The sequence below is a fragment of the Pseudomonas sp. Pseusp16 genome (genome assembly GCF_047324915.1).
Lineage (GTDB): Bacteria > Pseudomonadota > Gammaproteobacteria > Pseudomonadales > Pseudomonadaceae > Aquipseudomonas > Aquipseudomonas fluorescens_CD.
In genome coordinates this window covers 3,572,593-3,590,939 of the sequence record NZ_CP168522.1, presented here as the reverse complement: position 1 = coordinate 3,590,939, position 18,347 = coordinate 3,572,593, and the positions used below count along the sequence as shown (strand labels likewise).

Below are 18,347 nucleotides of genomic sequence, written 5' to 3'. Positions count from 1 at the left end.
GCTTGCTCGCGAAAGCGTCCGGATAGGCGCTAGAGGAATCAGGCTTTATTCAGGGCCTGAGCGGCAGCCAAAACGGCATCAACATGCCCCGGCACTTTCACGCCGCGCCATTCCTGGCGCAACACGCCTTTGGCGTCGATCAGGAACGTGCTGCGATCCACGCCCATGTATTCCTTGCCGTAGAGCTTTTTCAGCTTGATCACGTCGAACAGCTGGCAGATGGCTTCGTCCTTGTCGCTGATCAGCTCAAAGGGGAACTCCTGCTTGCACTTGAAGTTCTCGTGGGATTTCAGGCTGTCGCGAGACACGCCGAACACTTCGGTATTGGCGGCCTTGAACGCCGCGTATTGATCACGAAAGCCCTGCCCCTCGGTCGTGCAGCCCGGCGTGCTGTCCTTGGGGTAGAAGTAGATCACCACCTGCTTGCCTTTCAGGCCGGCGAGGCTGACGGTCTGGCCGCTGGTGGCGGGGGCTTCGAAATCGGCAACCGGTTGGTCGATGGCAACGGCCATGAAAGCTTCCTTACATTGGGTTCTGAGGGCGCCAGGGTTCGATCAGGGCGTCCAGGTTCAGCGCGTCGGCAAAATCCAGGAACTGATCGCGCAGCCAGCTGATCTGCACGCCGGGCGGCAAGGTCACGGTAAACGTGGCATTGAGCATGGTGCCGCCGGTCTGCGGAGCCTGATAGGTGTCGCAGGTCAGGTTTTCCAGTTCGACGTTGTGGTCCGTGAAGAACTGGCATAGCTCGTTGATGATGTCCGAGCGGTAGGCCGAGCTCACATAAGCGACGTACGGCAGGGCCTGGGGGCGGTTTTCCAGGGCGGCGCTGCGCACCACGTTGACCGTGAACGCATGCCGCTTGGCCAACACTGGCAGGCTGCCTTCCAGGCGTGCCAGGGCATCCCAGCTACCGGAGATTTCGAGGACCAGCGCACTGCATTCGCCATGACGGGTCAGGCGGGAGGTGACCACCGCGCAGCGGTTTTCATGGCTGGCGCGGCACAGGACGTTGGTCAGCTCCATGGGGTTGGCGCCGAGCGCACTGATGACAAGGAATTGTTCGCGGACTGTGGGGGTGGACATGCAGCATTCCTAAAGCGATGAGCGGTCGGTAGGTTGACAGGCGTTGGCCGTCGGGGTGCGCCTGCGCGTGCCCATTCAGAAAACCCCGGGCTGCGGCTCGCAACTCGCTCCATAATATAGCTGGAGCGCGCAGCGGCGATGCTGGAACGGGGCCTGGGAGGCCGAAAAGGGAGGCTGGAACCCGGCGTACAAGCTGATCAGTACCGATCAAAGTCTGAAGGGTAGCGAAAACCGGCGCCAAGGGGAATGGCGGCAGCACAGTACTTCGCTTGTGCAAGCATCTTGGCGCCAGTACCATTACGGCTCTCTTTTTCCGGCAGGAGCGGTTTCATGATTGCGGGCAGTATGGTGGCACTGGTCACACCCATGGATGCACAGGGGCGTCTTGACTGGGACAGCCTCAGCAAACTCGTGGACTTCCACCTTGAAAACGGCACCCATGCCATTGTCGCCGTCGGCACCACCGGCGAGTCGGCAACGCTTGATGTAGACGAACACATCGCCGTCATCAAGGCCGTGGTCAAGCAGGTCAACGGTCGCATTCCGGTCATCGCCGGCACCGGCGCCAACTCGACCCGCGAAGCCGTCGAGCTGACCCGCAACGCCAAGGAAGCCGGCGCCGATGCCTGCCTGCTGGTCGTGCCGTACTACAACAAGCCGACCCAGGAAGGCCTGTACCTGCACTTCAAGCACATCGCCGAAGCGGTCGACATCCCGCAGATTCTCTATAACGTTCCCGGCCGCACCTCCTGCGACATGCAGGCCGAGACCGTGATCCGCCTGTCCACCGTGCCGAACATCATCGGCATCAAGGAAGCGACCGGCGACCTCAAGCGTGCCAAAGCCATCCTCGATGGCGTCAGCAAGGACTTCATCGTTCTTTCCGGCGATGATCCGACCGCAGTCGAGCTGATCCTGATGGGTGGCAAGGGCAACATCTCCGTTACCGCCAACGTCGCTCCGCGTGAAATGGCCGATCTGTGCGAGGCCGCCCTCAGGGGTGACGCCGAGACTGCGCGGGCCATCAACGAAAAACTGATGCCGCTGCACAAGGACCTGTTCATCGAAGCCAACCCGATTCCGGTGAAGTGGGCTTTGGTTGAAATGGGCCTGATGCACGAAGGCATCCGCCTGCCGCTGACCTGGCTGAGCGCACCTTGTCACGAAACGCTGCGCACGGCCCTGCGCCAGTGCAGCGTCCTGGTTTAATTGAGGAAGTACAACGCATGAAGCGAATGGCCGGACTTTCCGCACTTGCCTTGATTATCTCCAGCACCAGCGGCTGCGGATGGATCTGGGGCCCGGAAGGTTATTTCCGTGACCGCGGTAGCGATTACCTGGAAGCGCAACAGACTGCACCGATGCAAATGCCACCGGATGTCCGTGCTGCCAAGCGTCTGGATCCGCTGTTGCCGATCCCGCGCAACGTGGCTGATGACACCGCCAAGGGCGAGTACGTCGTTCCTCGGCCGCAGCCGCTGACCGCCGCTGCCGACGCCAGCGCCTACTCCCTGCAGAAGAGCGGCGGTTCCAGCTCCATCCTGGCCCAGAACCCGCCGGCCGAAGTCTGGCCTGTGGCTGTTCAGTTCTTCCAGGACAACGGCTTCCGTCTGGATGAACAGCGTCCGCAAACCGGCGAATTCACCACGACCTGGCAACATTCCGACGAACTGTCCGCGGCCGTGGGCAAACGCCTGAGCGCGGCCGGCGTCGGCACCGACAGCGAAACCCGCGTGCGGGTGCGCATCGAGCCGGGCGTGCAGCGCAACACCAGTGAAGTCTATGTGGTCAGCGCCGAGCGTCCTGCCGGCAGCACCGCTGACGTGGCATTCACCAACCGTTCGGTCAACACTGGCCTGGACGCGGCGCTGGTCGACGACATGCTCGCGAGCATGAGCCGTATCTCGGAGAAGGGCGGTTCGGTGTCGATGCTGGCTTCGCGTGATTTCGACGCACCCAGCCGTGTCAGCCTGAGCGAAGACGGCAGCGGCAACCCTGTGCTGAACGTCGGTACCGACCTGGATCGTGCCTGGGCGAGCGTCGGTCGTGCGCTGGAACAAGGCGAATGGCGCGTTGAAGACATCAACCGCAGCCTGGGCCTGTACTACATCAACCTGGCAGAAAAAGCCGAGAAGAAAGACGACAAGCCAGGCTTCTTCAGCAGCCTGTTCGGCAGTGCGCCGAGCAAGGAAGAGCTTGACGCCCGCGCCGAGCGTTATCAGGTTCGCCTGAGCAAGGTTGGCGAGAACGTCCAGGTCACCGTCGAGAAAAACATCAACACCGTGGCGCCGGCAGATGTGGCGCGTAAAGTGTTGAGCAAGATTCAAGACAACCTGGGCTGATCCTATGCGTTTTGCCGTTCTCGGCAGCGGTAGTCAAGGGAACGGCACGCTGGTAGCCAGCGCTGATACGTACGTCTTGGTCGATTGTGGTTTTTCCCTGCGGGAAACCGAAAAACGCCTGCTGCGCCTGGGTGTGAACCCTGCGCAGCTGAGCGCGATACTCGTGACCCACGAACATGCCGACCACGTGCATGGCGTGGGTTTGCTGTCTCGGCGCTACAATCTGCCTGTCTACCTCAGTCGCGGGACCTTGCGCGGGATGCGCAAACCGATTGAACCCGCAGGCTTTCTGGCCGGCGGCGAGCAGCTGCAAATCGGCGACTTGAGCATCGGTGTCATTGCCGTGGCCCACGATGCACAGGAACCGACGCAATATGTATTCAGTGACGGTGAGCGGCGCTTTGGGCTGTTGACCGACCTGGGTTCGTATTGTGACAAGGTGCTGGACGGTTATCGGGACCTCGATGCGTTGATGATCGAGTCCAATCACTGTCGTGACATGCTGGCCCGCGGTCATTACCCGTACTTTCTCAAGCAACGGGTGGGCGGTGAGCTGGGGCATTTGAATAACCATCAGGCGGCATTCCTGGTGGCCGAGTTGGGCTGGAAAGACCTGCAACACCTGGTCCTGGCCCATCTGAGCAGCAAGAACAACCTGCCGCAGCTGGCCCGGCAATGTTTTGTCGACACCCTCGGGTGCGACCCGGACTGGCTGCAACTGGCCGATCAAGATTCAGGGCTCGACTGGCGCCACATCGCCTAGCCCATCTACTTAGCAAGCGGAGCCCATCATGGAAAAACGTGAAGAACTCTACCGCGGCAAAGCCAAGTCGGTTTACAAGACCGACGACGCTAACCGCCTGATCCTGCTGTTTCGTAACGACACCTCGGCGTTCGACGGCAAGCGTATCGAACAGCTCGACCGCAAAGGCATGGTGAACAACAAGTTCAACGCCTTCATCATGCAGAAGCTCGAAGCTGCTGGCGTGCCGACCCAATTCGACAAATTGCTGGGCGACAACGAATGCCTGGTGAAGAAGCTCGACATGATTCCGGTCGAGTGCGTCGTGCGTAACTACGCCGCTGGCAGCCTGGTCAAGCGCCTGGGTGTCGAAGAGGGCATGAAGCTCAACCCTTACACCTTCGAGCTGTTCCTGAAGGACGACGCCAAGGGCGACCCGTTCATCAACGAATCCCACGTCGTGGCATTTGGCTGGGGCACCGCCGAGCAACTGGTTCGCATGAAAGAGCTGTCGCTCAAGGTCAATGAAGTCCTGAGCAAACTGTTCGACGACGCCGGCCTGCTGCTGGTCGACTTCAAGCTGGAATTCGGTGTGTTCCACGATGGTTCCATCGTTCTGGGCGACGAATTCAGCCCGGACGGCTGCCGTCTGTGGGACAAGGCGACCGGCAAGAAAATGGACAAGGACCGCTTCCGTCAGGGCCTCGGTGATGTCATCGAAGCTTACGAAGAAGTCGCCAATCGTCTGGGCGTACCGCTTTAACCGACGCAAGCATCTGAAAGCACAGAAATATTTCGCTTGGGGGGTTCGCTTCCTGCGAAAGTGTTGTTATGATGCGCGCCGTTGGAGAGATGCCAGAGTGGCCGAATGGGACGGATTCGAAATCCGTTGTACCTTCACCGGTACCTAGGGTTCGAATCCCTATCTCTCCGCCATTACATGGAAAAAGCCCCGTAGCTGAAAAGCTACGGGGCTTTTTCGTTTCTGAGGCCTTTTTCAGTGGTCTCTCGCTGCCGGCATCCCGCCCCGGTACTGGAAACTTTGTCGAACCAGGCACCGCATCCAAGTGGGAAAACATAAGCCTGTTTCCAGGAAAACTGCTCGCTCAGAGCGGCTTTGTTGCAACCCGCCTTACGGCTGGGTATGGCCCGGTTTTCCCTTGATCAGTTCCTGGACGTCAGTAAACGGCCTCAATCTGTTGAACTTGAGTTGGATAGACGGCAGTCGCGCCAGCTACCTAAACTGTCAGCAGATTTGGGGATCGGGGACAGTGGATGAATCGCAACGAACTTCGCAAGGCCGATATCAACCTGATGGTGGTATTCGAAACACTGATGCTCGAGCGCAATGTCACTCGGGTGGCGGAAAAGCTGTTTCTCGGTCAACCAACCATCAGCTCCGCGCTTAACCGCTTGCGTGCGATGTTCAATGATCCGCTGTTCATACGTGTTGGCCATCGCATGGAGCCGACGGCGCGGGCAGAGGAGATCATCAAGCACCTGTCGCCGGCGCTGGATTCCTTGTCCGTGGCCTTGAGCCTGACCCATGATTTTGACCCGGCCAGCAGCACGATGTCGTTCCGCATCGGGTTGTCCGACGATGTCGAATTCGGGCTGTTGCCGCCATTGCTGCGGGCTCTGCGCCAGGAGGCACCCAACGTGGTGTTTGTGGTGCAGCATGTCGATTACTGGCGAATTCCCGACTTGCTGGCATCCGGCGATATCACGGTGGGTATCAGCCAGACCCGCGGCCTGCCGGCCAATGCCAAACGCAAGTTGCTGCGGCACATCCAGCCCAGCATTTTGCGCGCCGATGCCTCGGATACGCCGTTGACCCTCGATGAATATTGCGCGCGACCGCACGTGCTGGTGTCCCATACCGCCAATGTCAGTGGCTATGCCGACGAGTGGCTGGCGGATATCGGTCGCACGCGCCAGGTAGTGCTTTCGGTGCCGCAGTACAGTGCACTGCCGGCCCTGCTTGCCGGCACCGACCTGATTGCCAGCCTGCCGGATTACACAGCCGAGGCGATGGCCGCGTCGGGAGTGCTGTTCAAGGAGCCCTTTCCCTTCAAGACACCGACCCTGGACCTGTCCATGGTCTGGCTCAGCCATGTCGATAGCGACCCTGCCGAGCGCTGGCTGCGTTCGCGCCTGGAGGCGTTCATGAGTGAGCGTGCCGTATTGCCGCTGCCCGAATGAACAGGGTGGCGCTGTGTTATATGTACGACCTTTCCACCCCACTTGAAGGAAGCAACTCATGCCTCACCTGCACATGGAATACACCGCCAACCTGACTGATCTGAATGCCGATGTGGCATTGATGCGGTTGAACAATACGCTGGTGGGTTCCGGTCAGTTTGCTGCCGAATTCGACATCAAGAGCCGCGCGATCAAAGTCGAGACGTTCAAGGTTGGCACGGCATTGGCTGAGCGGGCGTTCGTGCATGTGAAGCTGGCGCTGTTGAGCGGTCGTTCCGCACAGATCAAGCAACAACTGTCTGAAAGCCTGCTGGCGGTGGTTCAGGACCTGTGTGAATGGCCGAGCGACATTGAAGTCCAGCTGTGCGTGGAGATTCTCGACATCGATCGCGATTCCTACAGCAAGACCGCCATCAGCCACTGAGTATCAGGCGCTTTGCTGTTCGACACAGGCCTGGATCACTTGCTCTCGCAACCAAATGTTGGCGCTGTCCTGATCGACACCCTGGTTCCACTGCATGTCGAGGGTGAACCCCGGCAAGCCCTCGGGCGCTTCACAGTGATCGAAGGTGTCCGCACCGGCCAGCAGTCGCTGGATGCGTCGGGGCAGGGTCAAGGCATAGTCGGTGCCGGTAATCAGCTTCAGCGCTGCGCTGTAGCTGTTGGCACGTGCGACGATCTGGCGCTGTCGAGACTGCCGCGCGAGCCAGCCGTCGACCATGTTGGTGGCGGACGTCCAGGGTGTCGGGAACACGTGTCGACGTTCGACATAGGTTTGCAGGCTCAAGCGTGGTTCCGCCGGCGTGGCGCGTTTGTCGAAAACACACACCAGATCATCTTCGAGCAGCGTCTGCGATCTGAAATCGACGTGACTGCGATGAAAGTTCGGACCGAAGCACATCACCAGGTCGAGGCTGCCTTCGCGCAACGCTCTGGCAGGAATATCGGCTTCGAGTTTGACCACGTTGACCATCACCGGGAGATCGGCAAGGTCGAAGGTTTTCAACAGGCGCGGCAGGATCAGTTGCTCGAAGTATTCCGGTGCGCAGATGTTGAAGGTCACGGGCTGCAGTCCAGGGTCGAACGTGGGTGAGCCGGTGTGACACAGGTTGATGCTTTCGAGGATTTTCAGCACGTGAGGGTACATCGCGCCGGCCTTGCGGGTGGGCTGCATGCCGCCGGTACGGGTATTGATGAACAGCTCGTCCTCGAAGCCGGTGCGCAGTTTTTTCAGGCAGTAACTCACCGTGGACTGGCTGACGCAAAGCGTCTCGGACACCTCGGTGACGCTGTTTTGCTCGTACACGGCGACGAACACCATGAGGTCCTGCATGTCGAGTTTTCTAAGCGAATTACTGTTCAGCATCCATTGCGTCTCGCTGCGTCCCTTGCGCTGACCGTGTGCAAGGATGAGCGAGTGATCCTAGCGGAATGAGGGAGCAGGGAGAATGCCTCGCCGGAAGTTTCGCCCAAGGCCCTTTCAGCCCCGGACCATCGCCGACACGGCGCGGCGGCTGGACATCAACAGCGCGAACATGCCGACACCCACCAGTACCGCGCCGGCCAGCTCCAGCGGCAGCGGCATCTGGCGCCCCCAAAGCCAGTGGAACATGGTGATGAACAGCGTGCTCAGGTAGATGTAGGAAATCACCGAGGACGGTGCGATCACACCGATGGCCCGATGCAGCAGCCAAAACGTCGCCAGGGTGGCAAACACCGCCAGGTACATCAGCCAATAAAAATCGTTGAGCGTCAGTAATGATGCCGAGCGCCAACCGCCGCTGAAGCCACAGAACGCCAGCAGAAACAGCGCACCGAACAGCATGTTCCAGAATGTCATGGACACCGGCCCGCGGCCCTTGAGGCTATTGGCTTTCAGGCGTTGGCTGAGGGGGGCGTAGAGTGCCATGGCCAGGCAGCCGATGCCGTACACGGTCAATGCATAGGGTGATGGCAATTCGCCGGGGCCGCCGCCTTTCATGATCAGCAACACTGCGCCGGCAGCGGCGAGCAGCATCGGTACAATCCGTTTCTTCAGGCTGTCGTCAGGTGTCAGCACGGCTTCGAAAACCAGGGTCATCAGCGGCACCAGGGTGAACATCGTCCCGGTGTTGACGGCCGAGGTGTAGCGCAATGCTTCGAACAGTGAGCCGAAGTACAGCGCCAGCAGCAGGCCGAGCACGGCGTGACCGAGCAATGCGCGGGCGGTCATGACGGCATCGCCTTTGAGCAGCAACAGCGGCAGAAACACCACGGCGCAAAACAACAGGCGCAAACCGGTCAGCAGGATCGGGTCGATGGCCTGGCTGACTTGTGCCGCTGCGGAAAACGATGCAGCGATCAGCAAGGCCCAAAGCAGCATACTGGCGTGAGCGGCGGCGATTCCGGTGGTTTTCATGGCGGGCTCCGGGTCAATGGATGTGGCGGCTGTAGTGCCTTGGGTTGAAGCGCAAAACCATCAACATCATCAGCGCCATGACCGCCGTCAGCGACCACCAGGCCCATTCAAAGCTGCCGAGCCGGTCGCGAATTATCCCGGCCAGCAGCGGCGACAGGCCGGCGATCAGGTAGCCGATGCCTTGAACGAACGCGGTCAGGCCACCGGCGCGCAAGGGATTGTCCAGGTGATCCAGCGATACGATCAGGCTCATCGGAAACAGGCCGCCAATGCCCAGCCCCAGCAGGCATGGCCACATCAGGCTCAAATGCTGCGGGGTCAGGATCAGTCCGCAGAAACCGGCGATGATCAGTGCAAGCAATACCATCAGTACGATGCGGCGGTCGCGGCTGCGATTGGCGATGAGCGGAGTCAGCAGCCCCGACAGCACTTCCATGGCAGTCAGAAATCCCAGCAGCAATCCGGCGTGCTGTTCGCTCCAGCCCTTTTCCACGTAGTACGGCGCCAGCCAGGCCAGAACGCAGGTGTAGGACGCAGTGCCCAGGCCAAAGAAAATCGCCAGTAGCCAGGCACGGGAATTGGCGAAGAACGAACCTCTATTTGAAGCCTTTGAATCCAGTGTCGGCATCTCTGCCCGTTGGCTGCTCCAGCACAGCAATGCCAGCACGGCGAGTACCGCCCAGATCGCCAGGCCCATACGCCAGCTGCCGGTTTGCTCCATCACCAGCGGCGCAAAGGAAGCACCCATGGCGGCACCGCCCATGATCGACGTGACGTAGAGCCCCATGCACAAGGCAACGTGGTCGCTGAAGCGGGATTTGATCAGCGTTGGCATCAGGGCCTGGATCAGGGCAATCCCGATACCTGCCAGCACTGCGCTGAGGAGCAACTGCGCTGCTGAATCAAGGAACAGCCGGGAAACCGTGGCGAGGCCGATGATCAGCAGCGAGAACATCACCGTGCGCTGATCTCCAAGTCGCTGGCTGATGCGCAGGCCGACAAACATCGCCAGTCCCATGGCCATGACCGGCAACAGGGTCAGCAGTGAAGCCAGGCTGAAGCTCAGGGGGATTTCGACGCGAATTGCCGAGAGCAGAGGCCCGACAGCGGCCATGGAGGGGCGCAGGTTCAGGGCAACCAGGACAATGCTGAACATCAGCCACAGGGCAGGGCGGGCGGTGGCGCGAGTGTTTTCCATGATCGGACCTTGAACAGTAGGGGTCCGATTAGGCGCGCGAGTCCTGGAGGCCGCAAATCAGAAAGTCTGGTGTGGTATTTAGAAATTAAATACAAGTCACTGCAATGCAGCCCCCCACACGGGGGGCATCACTGAACAGCCAAATGTTTAGCCAGACTACATCCAAGGTTCTTCAAATCCTGATTTAACGACTTGATCCATCGTGTGAGGCTGCGGGTCATCTGTTTTCTGCGGTTCTCCCTATGGACGGTTGGCCAGTCGCAATCCACTTCAAGGCATCCACCGACGCTCGAGCGTCGAGCCTTGGTCGTCGATTCACGCCCGCCATCGCCCCCAACCTCTCTGCACTTCCTTCTGAACTGGCCTTCTGGGCGCTGTGGCATTGCCGCCATGCGCGCCCGCCGGATTCCTGCTTTTTCCGCTGATTGTCCCTACCTGTTCCGGTTGATGCCGGGATTGACGATCGGGTGCTTTTGCGTACCCGTCTGACACGGAAAAAGAGAACTCCCATGAGCAGTGCCACCCCCTCGTTTGCCACCAGGCTTGAAGCCCTGACCTTTCTGGAACAGAACCCGGATATCGAAATGTTCGAGCTGTTCATCCTCGACAACAACGGGGTGCCGCGGGGCAAGTTGCTGCACCGTGACGAGTTGCTGGCGGTGTATGAAAGCGGGCGGCCTTTGCCGAGTACCATCCTCGGGCTGACCATCAACGGTGATGACGTGGAAAACTCAGGGCTGGTCTGGGACGTCGGTGATATCGACTGCCGGGCCTACCCGATCAGCGGCAGCCTCACGCGTATGCCGTGGCGTCTGATACCGACTGCGGCCGTGCAGGTGAGCATGCACCCGACGCAAGGAATGCCCGCCACCATTGCCGATCCCCGTCATTTGTTGGCGAAAGTCATCGAAGGTTTGCAGGCTGACGGCTATTACCCGGTCATGGCGGCGGAACTGGAGTTCTACCTGCTGGATCAGCAACGCGACGGCAATGGCCGGCCTCAACCGGCACGGGATGTCGATGGCGGACGTCCGCGCGGCACTCAGGTCTATGGTTTGCGCGAGCTTGAACAGATCGAACCGTTCCTGGCCGATCTTTATAGCGCCTGCAAGCTCCAGGGGATTCCTGCACGCACGGCCATTTCCGAATACGCACCGGGGCAAGTGGAAATCACCCTGGAGCACCGCACCGATGCGTTGCTGGCGATGGACGAAGCCGTGCGCTACAAGCGTCTGGTCAAGGGTGTGGCGCACAAGCACGGCATGACAGCCTGCTTCATGGCCAAGCCTTTCGATGACCTGGCCGGTACCGGGATGCACATGCACGTGAGCCTGGCGGACAAGGACGGCAACAACCTCTTTGCCAGCGAAGCCCCGGATGGAACGCCACTGCTCAAGCAGGCTGTCGCCGGCATGCTCGGTACCTTGCTCGATTCGCTGTTGCTGTTCTGCCCCAACGCCAATTCCTATCGTCGATTCCAGGCCAACAGCTATGCGCCTCTGGCGGCCACCTGGGGCGTGGACAATCGCACCGTGAGCCTGCGCGTACCCGGCGGGCCGGCGTATTCCCGGCACATCGAGCATCGTATTTGTGGCGCAGATGCCAATCCCTATCTGGCGGCTGCGGCGATACTGGCCGGTATTCATCGCGGTATCCGCGAACAACTCGACCCTGGTGCGCCGGTGGAAGGCAATGGCTACGCCCAGGCTGCGAAACTGTTGCCGACAGACTGGCTGACCACATTGCGCTCGCTGGAAGGTTCCGGTTGGGCCCGGGAAGCGTTCGGCGGGGAGTTCCTCGGAGTCTACCTGGCGGTGAAACGCGCCGAATATCGCCAATTCATGGGAGAGGTCGGTGAGCAGGACTGGCGCTGGTACTTGCACCAGGCTTGAGTCGAAGCTGAACCATTCTCAAACAGTCTGAAAGTTTCAGGCTGGTTTTATAAGCCAACTAATTGTTGGCTTCTTTTTCACAAAAAATTGATGGTTGGCTACCTAAAATTAGAGCTGCCTCGGTAAATGAAATTTTCACATTTACCGAAGGCACTTCTTTTCAGGACCCGCCGAACCTCATGCTCAAGATTAAAGCCGTGCGCCCCGAATGGGTGACACTGATTGCCAGCGCATTTTTGTTAGTTGGCTTCAATTTTGTACTCTGGCAACACCTGTTCGAAATCACCGCATCCGATGGTAAAGGCATCGTCATGCGCGTGGCCTTCGGGGTGATGATCTTCGCGGCCTTCAACATTGTGCTGACCCTGCTGGCCTTCCGGCCGGTGCTCAAGCCGGTCCTGACCCTGCTGTTCATGATCAGCGCGGGCGTGGCGTATTTCATGAGCCAGTATGGTGTCCTGATCGACACCGGCATGTTGCGTAACTTTGCGGAAACCAATGCTACGGAAGTGCGCGACTTACTGTCGCTCAAGTTGTTTGTTTATATCGTGCTACTTGGTGTTTTACCGACTTGGCTGTTGTGGAAGACACCGATTGATTACCGTCGTTGGCACCGTGAGCTACTGAGTAAAGTCCTGGTGGCTTTTGCCTCGGCAGCGGTCATTGGTGGTGTTGCACTGGTTAACTACCAGGGCCTGTCCTCGCTGTTTCGCAATCACCACGAATTGCGCCTGATGGTGGTGCCAAGCAACTACATTGGTGCCTCGGCCGGTTTCTTGCGTGAAAAAGTAGCCACTGCACGACAGCCCTTTGTCAAAATTGGGGAAGATGCCCAGCGCAATCTGGCCTGGCAAACCCACGGGCGCAAATCCCTGACTGTTCTTGTCGTGGGTGAAAGTGCCCGGGCAGAGAACTTCGGTATCCTTGGCTATAGCCGTGACACCACGCCGAAACTGAGTAAGGAAGACGGCCTGATCGCCTTCACCGATGTGCACTCCTGCGGTACTGAAACTGCTGTATCGGTGCCTTGCATGTTCTCCAACATGGGACGCAAGGACTACAACGCCAGCAAGGCAAAGAACGAAGAAGGCCTGCTGGACGTGCTCAAGCATGCGGGTATCGACGTGATCTGGCGTGACAACCAGTCAGGCTGCAAGGGTACGTGCGATCGCGTCACCGTTGAAGACGTCAGCAATCTGAAAGATCCGGCGCTGTGTGCCAACAGTGAATGCCGCGACGAAATCCTGCTGCAAGGACTGCAACATTTCATCGATACCCTCGACAAGGACACGGTATTGGTACTGCACCAGATGGGCAGCCACGGTCCGGAGTACTTCAAGCGTTATCCGAAAGAGTTCGAGCGCTTCACCCCGGTTTGCGAGAGCAATGCCCTGAACAATTGCAGTCGCGAAAGTATCGTCAATGGCTACGACAACACCCTGGTATATACCGACCATGTGCTGTCTACCCTGATCGATCTGTTGCGCAGTAACCAGGACAAAGTGGATACCGCGATGCTGTATCTGTCGGACCACGGCGAGTCTCTGGGCGAATACAACTTGTTCCTCCACGGCACGCCTTACATGCTGGCACCGGAGCAGCAAAAGCATGTAGCCATGTTTGCGTGGTTCTCCGACAGCTTTAAGAAGTCGTTTGCGGTAGATACCCACTGCCTGCAACAGAGTCGTGAAAAGCCCTTGAGCCAGGACAACCTGTTCCATTCGATGCTCGGGCTGCTGGAGGTCAACAGCAAGGTCTACAACCAGGATCTGGACATGTTTGCCGGATGTCGTGGTCCAGTGGCCGACGGTGTGTTGGCCAAAGATTGAGTGCTCCGGTTTTGTTTCACGCGGCGGCCGCGGACCTGCGGCCTGTAGAACTTTTATCAAGAGCCATTGCACATGTCCGCTCAACCCCCATCCGCCATCGAGCTTGAGATTGCCCGACGCTACGATCAGGAGCACGCGCGCGTCTGCCTTCAGCCGCAAGCGCCGGGCCTGGCCGGGCGTCTGGCGCTCTGGCGTGAGGAGCGTTTGGTGCGCAATGCACTCAAGGTCGCCGGCGAGCCGGGGTTGATCCTCGACGTGGCCTGCGGTGTGGGGCGTTTCTGGGCGGTGCTGGCCGAACATGCCAATCGGGTGATTCTCGCGACGGATCCGTCCCAGGACATCCTCGATCATGCCCGCACACATCACCCGCAGAGTCTGTTGAAGCGGATCAAGACCTTTCAAAGTTCCGCGTTCTCGATTGGCTTGTCGGAGAACGCGGTTGACAGCATTTTTTGCATGCAACTGTTTCAGTACCTTGCCAATCCGGAACATCGACTGGCGATGCTTGGCGAATTTTACCGGGTCAGTCGCGATACGGTGATTGTCGCGGTGCGCCTCGACAGTCGTTTCAAGGGCGCGCGTTCAGGCGTGGAGGGGCCGTTCCCGAGCAAGGCCGAGGTGGAAAGCGAGTTCAGGCAGGCGGGTTTCCGTTTGCTCAGCCATCAGGACTTTTTGCCCGGCTGTGCGCGGATGCGGATCTACGTGCTGGGTAAGACCAGCTAGCCCGACGTTGTCGGACTATTCTTCATGTCACGCAGTAATTTTCGCTAATGCTCTTGTTCAGTGGATGCGCGGAAATCGCCGGGGGCGATATATACTGCGCGCCATTCTTCAAGGGAGAGCCGTGTGGCCATCGATATTCACTGGATTCGCGACAACGATAGCCTCGGACGGTTGTGTGCCGAGTGGCAGCAGTTGCCATTCGTTGCCCTCGACACCGAATTCATGCGGGTCGACACCTTCTACCCGATCGCCGGCCTGCTGCAGGTCGGTGATGGCGAACGCGCCTACCTGATTGATCCGCTGACCATCGACAACTGGCAACCCTTGGCCGCGTTGCTGGAAAACCCGGCCGTGGTCAAAGTTGTCCACGCGTGCAGCGAAGACCTCGAAGTCCTGCTACGCCTGACCGGCAGCCTGCCGGCGCCACTGTTCGATACGCAGCTGGCTGCCGCTTACCTGAACCTCGGTTTTTCCATGGGCTATTCGCGACTGGTGCAGGAAGTGCTCGGCATCGACCTGCCCAAGGGTGAAACCCGCTCCGACTGGCTGCAACGCCCGCTTTCCGAAACCCAGATCAGCTATGCGGCCGAAGACGCCGTGCATTTGGCTGAAGTCTTCGTAAAGCTGCGTCCAAAGCTGTCTGACGACAAATACGTCTGGGTCCTGGAAGACGGTGCCGAACTGGTGGCCAACCTGCGCCGCGAGATCGACCCTAACGAGGTCTATCGCGATGCCAAGCTGGCCTGGAAGCTGTCCCGCGCCCAGCTCGCCGTTTTGCGTGAGCTCTGCGCCTGGCGCGAAAAGGAAGCTCGCGCCCGTGACCTGCCTCGCAACCGGATTATCCGCGAGCATTCGCTGTGGCCATTGGCTCGCACGCAACCGGACAACCTCGGTGCCCTGGCGAAAATCGAAGACATGCACCCGCGTACCGTGCGTCAGGACGGCCAGTTTCTGCTTGATCTGATCAAGCGCTCTGGCAGTGTGTCGCCTGATCAATGGCCGCCAGCCGTGCCAGAGCCATTACCGGTTGACGCTGCCGTGCTACTCAAGCAGCTCAAAGCCATCGGCCAGGCCGAAGCCGAGCGCCTGAGCATTGCGCCGGAACTGATGCTGCGCAAGAAAACCCTGGAAGCGCTGCTCAAGAGCGGCTTCCCCAATGGTCCCTACCAATTGCCTGATTCGCTGCGTGGCTGGCGCCGCGAATTGATGGGCCAGGCGCTGCTCGACAGCCTGGCCACCGCCGGAGAACAGCCTTGAAACGTATTTGCTCCATCTACCGCAGCTCGAAGAAAAACGAAATGTACCTGTATGTGCTCAAGAGCGATGCTCTGGAGCGCGTGCCGGATGCCCTGATGGCAGCCTTCGGCAAGGCCATCCACGCGTTCGACATGGTGCTGACCCCCGAGCGCAAGCTGTCGCGTGAGGACATCGCGGTCGTACTGGAAAACCTCGAAAAACAGGGTTATCACCTGCAAATGCCGCCTGCCGAAGACGAGTACATCGAGCACTTGCCGGAAGAGTTGTTGCGTCGCAACGATCCGGTGTGAGCGGCAGACAGGCTCTGTTCAGAGTGGTTATGAAACACTGATTGATTTTAGCGATGGCAGCATCGATGGAGCACAGCTCTGTCGGCGGCCGTCTGCACCGTTTTTGAAAGGTTTGAAGCATGCGCGTCCTGATTGCTGAACACGACCACCCTGTGTACGCCCGACTGTTGCGCGAGGCGGCACCGGATCTGGAGGTGCTGACCAGCGGTGACTCCGCCGAACTGGCCAGCCAGGCCGCCGATTGTCCGGTGTGGCTCGGCCAGCCTGATTTACTGGCGACCCTGTTACGCCAGGGCCATCAGCCGCAATGGCTGCAATCGACCTGGGCCGGCATTACGCCGCTGCTGGCCGATGGTTTGCCGCGGCACTATCGGCTGACCCGTGCAGTCGGCATCTTCGGCCAGGTCATGGCCGAGTACGTGCTCACGTATATGCTCGGTCACGAGCGTGAAGTGCTGGCGCGACTGGTCAGCCAGGTCGAGCGCAAATGGGACAGCCGCCATGGCCAGAGCCTGGCGGGGCGCAAGGTGTTGATCGTCGGCACGGGTGACATCGGTCAAAGTGTCGCGCAGTTCCTCGTGCCGTTTGGCGTCGAGTTGTATGGCGTTGCCAGCAGCGCGCGTCAGCAGGCACCGTTTATCGAAGTCGGTTCACTGGCGGACCTGCCGCGGCTGGTCGGTGAGGTCGATTACGTGGTCAATCTGCTGCCGAACACGCCGGACACCCACGATATCTACGATGCGGCGCTGTTCAGGCAATTCAAGCCGACCGGGTTGTTCATCAATGCCGGGCGCGGTGTGGCGGTGGTCGATGCGGAACTGGTGGATGCCTTGAAGGAAGGGCATCTGGCGGGTGCGGTGATCGATGTATGCCGTCAGGAACCATTGCCCCAGCGTCATCCATTCTGGACGGCCTGGGGCCTGCTGCTGACCGGCCACAGTTCGGCACCGACTTCGCCGTCGATGATGGTGAAGCTGTTTGTCGAAAACCTGCGGGCGTATCAGGCGGGAGAGGCGTTGCGCGGGGAAGTGGATTTCGATCGCGGGTATTGATTCGCCGCAATCAAAAATGTGGGAGCGGGCTTGCTCGCGAAAGCGTTGTGTCATTCAACATATCTTTGTCTGACACGGCCTTTTCGCGAGCAAGCCCGCTCCCACATTGGTTTTGCAGTGTGGCTTAGAGGGTGAAGTCGCCTTCAGCCGCCAACTCGCTCAATGGACGACGCGGGCTGGGTTCTTCACGGGCTTGCAGGTAGTCCGCCAGGCTTGCCTTGTCCCCCAGCTTGCCCACCGCGACGGCGGCGTGCAGGGCGTAGCCTTCAGGAATGTTCAGCTCCTTGCGGGTCAGTTCCTGGTCGAAACCGGCCATCCCGTGGGTGTGCCAGCCGCTCAGGCTCGCTTGCAAGGCCAGGTGGCCCCAGGCGGAACCGGTGTCGAAGGTGTGCCACAGGGCCGGGGTTTCTTCGGTGGCGCCAGGCACGGCGAAGGTGGTTTTCGAAATCACGATCACCAGGGCCGAAGCGTGTTGCGCCCAGCTGCGGTTGAACTCGTTCAGCAGGCCCAGGTAACGCTCCCAGTTCGGCGTGTCGCGACGTGCGTAGAGGAAGCGCCACGGCTGCGAGTTGTAGGCCGAGGGTGCCCAGCGGGCGGCTTCGAAGAAGCTCAGCAGGGTTTCCTCCGGAATCGTTTCGCCAGTGAAGGCACGGGGCGACCAGCGATCGGTGAACTGAGGGTGAATGGCGTAATCGGCAACGCGTGGGTTGGCACTCATCAAGAGATTCCTTGCTACGTTTGAAAGTGGGAGCGACGCAAAACCCTACTTGGCAGCGCGAAAACTGACAAGCCCGTTCTACCGACAGTCGCCAATGCTTGGCCCAAGGGGCTTCGGGCACTAGACTGGCGGCCTTTTCACCACCTGATGTCGATGCTCGAACCATGGCCGCCAAAGTAGAACCGTTCTGGATACGCAAAACCCTCGATCAACTCGATCAGGAGGAATGGGAGTCGCTGTGCGACGGCTGTGGATTGTGCTGCCTGCAAAAGCTTGAAGACGAAGACGACAACAGCGTTTATTACACGCGCATCGCCTGCAAATTGCTGGACCTGAAAACCTGCCAGTGCACGGACTATCCTAACCGTCGTGACTCTGTGCCGGACTGTATCCAGCTCACGCCGGGAAAGGCCGACGAATTCAAATGGCTCCCGCCGACCTGCGGCTATCGCCTGGTCAGTGAAGGCAAGGACCTGCCGTTGTGGCATCACCTGGTGTGCGGTGATCGCGATGCCGTACATCACGAGCGGATTTCCCAGTCCGGGCGCATGCTCGCCGAAGGCAGCGTGCCGGAAGACGATTGGGAAGATCACCTGATTTTCCGCGCCGGCTGACAGCCTG

Annotated in this window: 19 protein-coding genes and 1 tRNA gene; 14 read left to right on the top strand and 6 right to left on the bottom strand. The window is 59.6% G+C overall.

What is annotated here, in order from left to right:
- Window positions 1-38: 38 nt before the first annotated feature.
- Together ACEN8Q_RS16325 and ACEN8Q_RS16320 are read right to left on the bottom strand one after the other, a co-directional pair.
- Entirely contained in the window at window positions 39-512 is a 474-nt protein-coding gene (locus ACEN8Q_RS16325) for a peroxiredoxin (RefSeq protein WP_110658539.1), read from the bottom strand.
- 10 nt (window positions 513-522) lie between these two features.
- Window positions 523-1,083 (bottom strand): glycine cleavage system protein R, encoded by a 561-nt coding sequence (locus ACEN8Q_RS16320; RefSeq protein WP_413423901.1) that lies wholly within the window; start codon window positions 1,081-1,083, stop codon window positions 523-525.
- 330 nt (window positions 1,084-1,413) lie between these two features.
- On the opposite strand from ACEN8Q_RS16320, the gene dapA reads away from it, so the two are divergent.
- The 7 genes from dapA (at window position 1,414) to ACEN8Q_RS16285 (ending at window position 6,793) form a co-directional block, all read left to right on the top strand.
- Window positions 1,414-2,292: a 4-hydroxy-tetrahydrodipicolinate synthase gene (dapA, locus tag ACEN8Q_RS16315; RefSeq protein ID WP_413423899.1), complete on the top strand. Its 879-nt coding sequence runs from the start codon at window positions 1,414-1,416 to the stop codon at window positions 2,290-2,292.
- 17 nt (window positions 2,293-2,309) lie between these two features.
- Complete coding sequence (gene bamC, locus ACEN8Q_RS16310; RefSeq protein WP_413423897.1) at window positions 2,310-3,425, top strand: outer membrane protein assembly factor BamC; 1,116 nt, start codon at window positions 2,310-2,312, stop codon at window positions 3,423-3,425.
- 4 nt (window positions 3,426-3,429) lie between these two features.
- Window positions 3,430-4,188 carry an MBL fold metallo-hydrolase gene (locus ACEN8Q_RS16305; RefSeq protein ID WP_085715396.1) on the top strand — a complete coding sequence of 253 codons (759 nt, stop codon included), beginning with the start codon at window positions 3,430-3,432 and terminating at the stop codon, window positions 4,186-4,188.
- Between the two features lie 28 nt (window positions 4,189-4,216).
- A complete protein-coding gene (gene purC / locus ACEN8Q_RS16300) occupies window positions 4,217-4,930 on the top strand; it encodes a phosphoribosylaminoimidazolesuccinocarboxamide synthase (RefSeq protein WP_007944067.1) in 714 nt (237 codons plus the stop codon).
- Window positions 4,931-5,013: 83 nt separating this feature from the next.
- Window positions 5,014-5,103, top strand: a tRNA-Ser gene (locus ACEN8Q_RS16295).
- Between the two features lie 339 nt (window positions 5,104-5,442).
- On the top strand, window positions 5,443-6,369 hold the full coding sequence (locus ACEN8Q_RS16290; RefSeq protein WP_008016001.1) for a LysR substrate-binding domain-containing protein: 927 nt from the start codon (window positions 5,443-5,445) through the stop codon (window positions 6,367-6,369).
- Between the two features lie 58 nt (window positions 6,370-6,427).
- Window positions 6,428-6,793: a 5-carboxymethyl-2-hydroxymuconate Delta-isomerase gene (locus ACEN8Q_RS16285; protein ID WP_413703408.1), complete on the top strand. Its 366-nt coding sequence runs from the start codon at window positions 6,428-6,430 to the stop codon at window positions 6,791-6,793.
- A gap of 3 nt (window positions 6,794-6,796) precedes the next feature.
- Here the strand turns inward: ACEN8Q_RS16285 and ACEN8Q_RS16280 are convergent, their stop codons facing one another.
- From ACEN8Q_RS16280 to ACEN8Q_RS16270, 3 genes are all read right to left on the bottom strand, one after another.
- The gene (locus tag ACEN8Q_RS16280; protein ID WP_413423890.1) at window positions 6,797-7,735 is read right to left on the bottom strand and encodes a LysR substrate-binding domain-containing protein; all 939 of its coding nucleotides are present in this window, start codon (window positions 7,733-7,735) and stop codon (window positions 6,797-6,799) included.
- Window positions 7,736-7,849: 114 nt separating this feature from the next.
- A complete protein-coding gene (locus ACEN8Q_RS16275) occupies window positions 7,850-8,767 on the bottom strand; it encodes a DMT family transporter (RefSeq protein WP_413423888.1) in 918 nt (305 codons plus the stop codon).
- Between the two features lie 13 nt (window positions 8,768-8,780).
- Window positions 8,781-9,965 carry a cyanate transporter gene (locus ACEN8Q_RS16270; protein WP_413423886.1) on the bottom strand — a complete coding sequence of 395 codons (1,185 nt, stop codon included), beginning with the start codon at window positions 9,963-9,965 and terminating at the stop codon, window positions 8,781-8,783.
- Window positions 9,966-10,474: 509 nt separating this feature from the next.
- On the opposite strand from ACEN8Q_RS16270, the gene ACEN8Q_RS16265 reads away from it, so the two are divergent.
- From ACEN8Q_RS16265 to ACEN8Q_RS16240, 6 genes are all read left to right on the top strand, one after another.
- A complete protein-coding gene (locus ACEN8Q_RS16265; protein WP_413423884.1) occupies window positions 10,475-11,857 on the top strand; it encodes a glutamine synthetase family protein in 1,383 nt (460 codons plus the stop codon).
- Window positions 11,858-12,036: 179 nt separating this feature from the next.
- Window positions 12,037-13,686 carry a phosphoethanolamine transferase gene (locus tag ACEN8Q_RS16260; protein WP_413423882.1) on the top strand — a complete coding sequence of 550 codons (1,650 nt, stop codon included), beginning with the start codon at window positions 12,037-12,039 and terminating at the stop codon, window positions 13,684-13,686.
- A 72-nt stretch (window positions 13,687-13,758) separates the two neighbouring features.
- Entirely contained in the window at window positions 13,759-14,409 is a 651-nt protein-coding gene (locus ACEN8Q_RS16255) for a class I SAM-dependent methyltransferase (protein WP_413423880.1), read from the top strand.
- 123 nt (window positions 14,410-14,532) lie between these two features.
- Entirely contained in the window at window positions 14,533-15,666 is a 1,134-nt protein-coding gene (rnd, locus tag ACEN8Q_RS16250) for a ribonuclease D (protein WP_413423878.1), read from the top strand.
- Complete coding sequence (locus tag ACEN8Q_RS16245; protein ID WP_008015991.1) at window positions 15,663-15,956, top strand: YcgL domain-containing protein; 294 nt, start codon at window positions 15,663-15,665, stop codon at window positions 15,954-15,956. The genes rnd and ACEN8Q_RS16245 overlap by 4 nt, the downstream gene beginning before the upstream one ends.
- 119 nt (window positions 15,957-16,075) lie before the next feature.
- Complete coding sequence (locus ACEN8Q_RS16240) at window positions 16,076-17,008, top strand: D-2-hydroxyacid dehydrogenase (RefSeq protein ID WP_413423876.1); 933 nt, start codon at window positions 16,076-16,078, stop codon at window positions 17,006-17,008.
- A 124-nt stretch (window positions 17,009-17,132) separates the two neighbouring features.
- Here ACEN8Q_RS16240 and ACEN8Q_RS16235 read toward each other — a convergent pair whose 3' ends face one another.
- A complete protein-coding gene (locus ACEN8Q_RS16235) occupies window positions 17,133-17,726 on the bottom strand; it encodes a nitroreductase family protein (RefSeq protein ID WP_007984791.1) in 594 nt (197 codons plus the stop codon).
- A 164-nt stretch (window positions 17,727-17,890) separates the two neighbouring features.
- Between ACEN8Q_RS16235 and ACEN8Q_RS16230 the strand changes: the two genes are divergently transcribed.
- Complete coding sequence (locus ACEN8Q_RS16230; protein WP_008015986.1) at window positions 17,891-18,340, top strand: YcgN family cysteine cluster protein; 450 nt, start codon at window positions 17,891-17,893, stop codon at window positions 18,338-18,340.
- The last annotated feature ends 7 nt before the right edge of the window (window positions 18,341-18,347 follow it).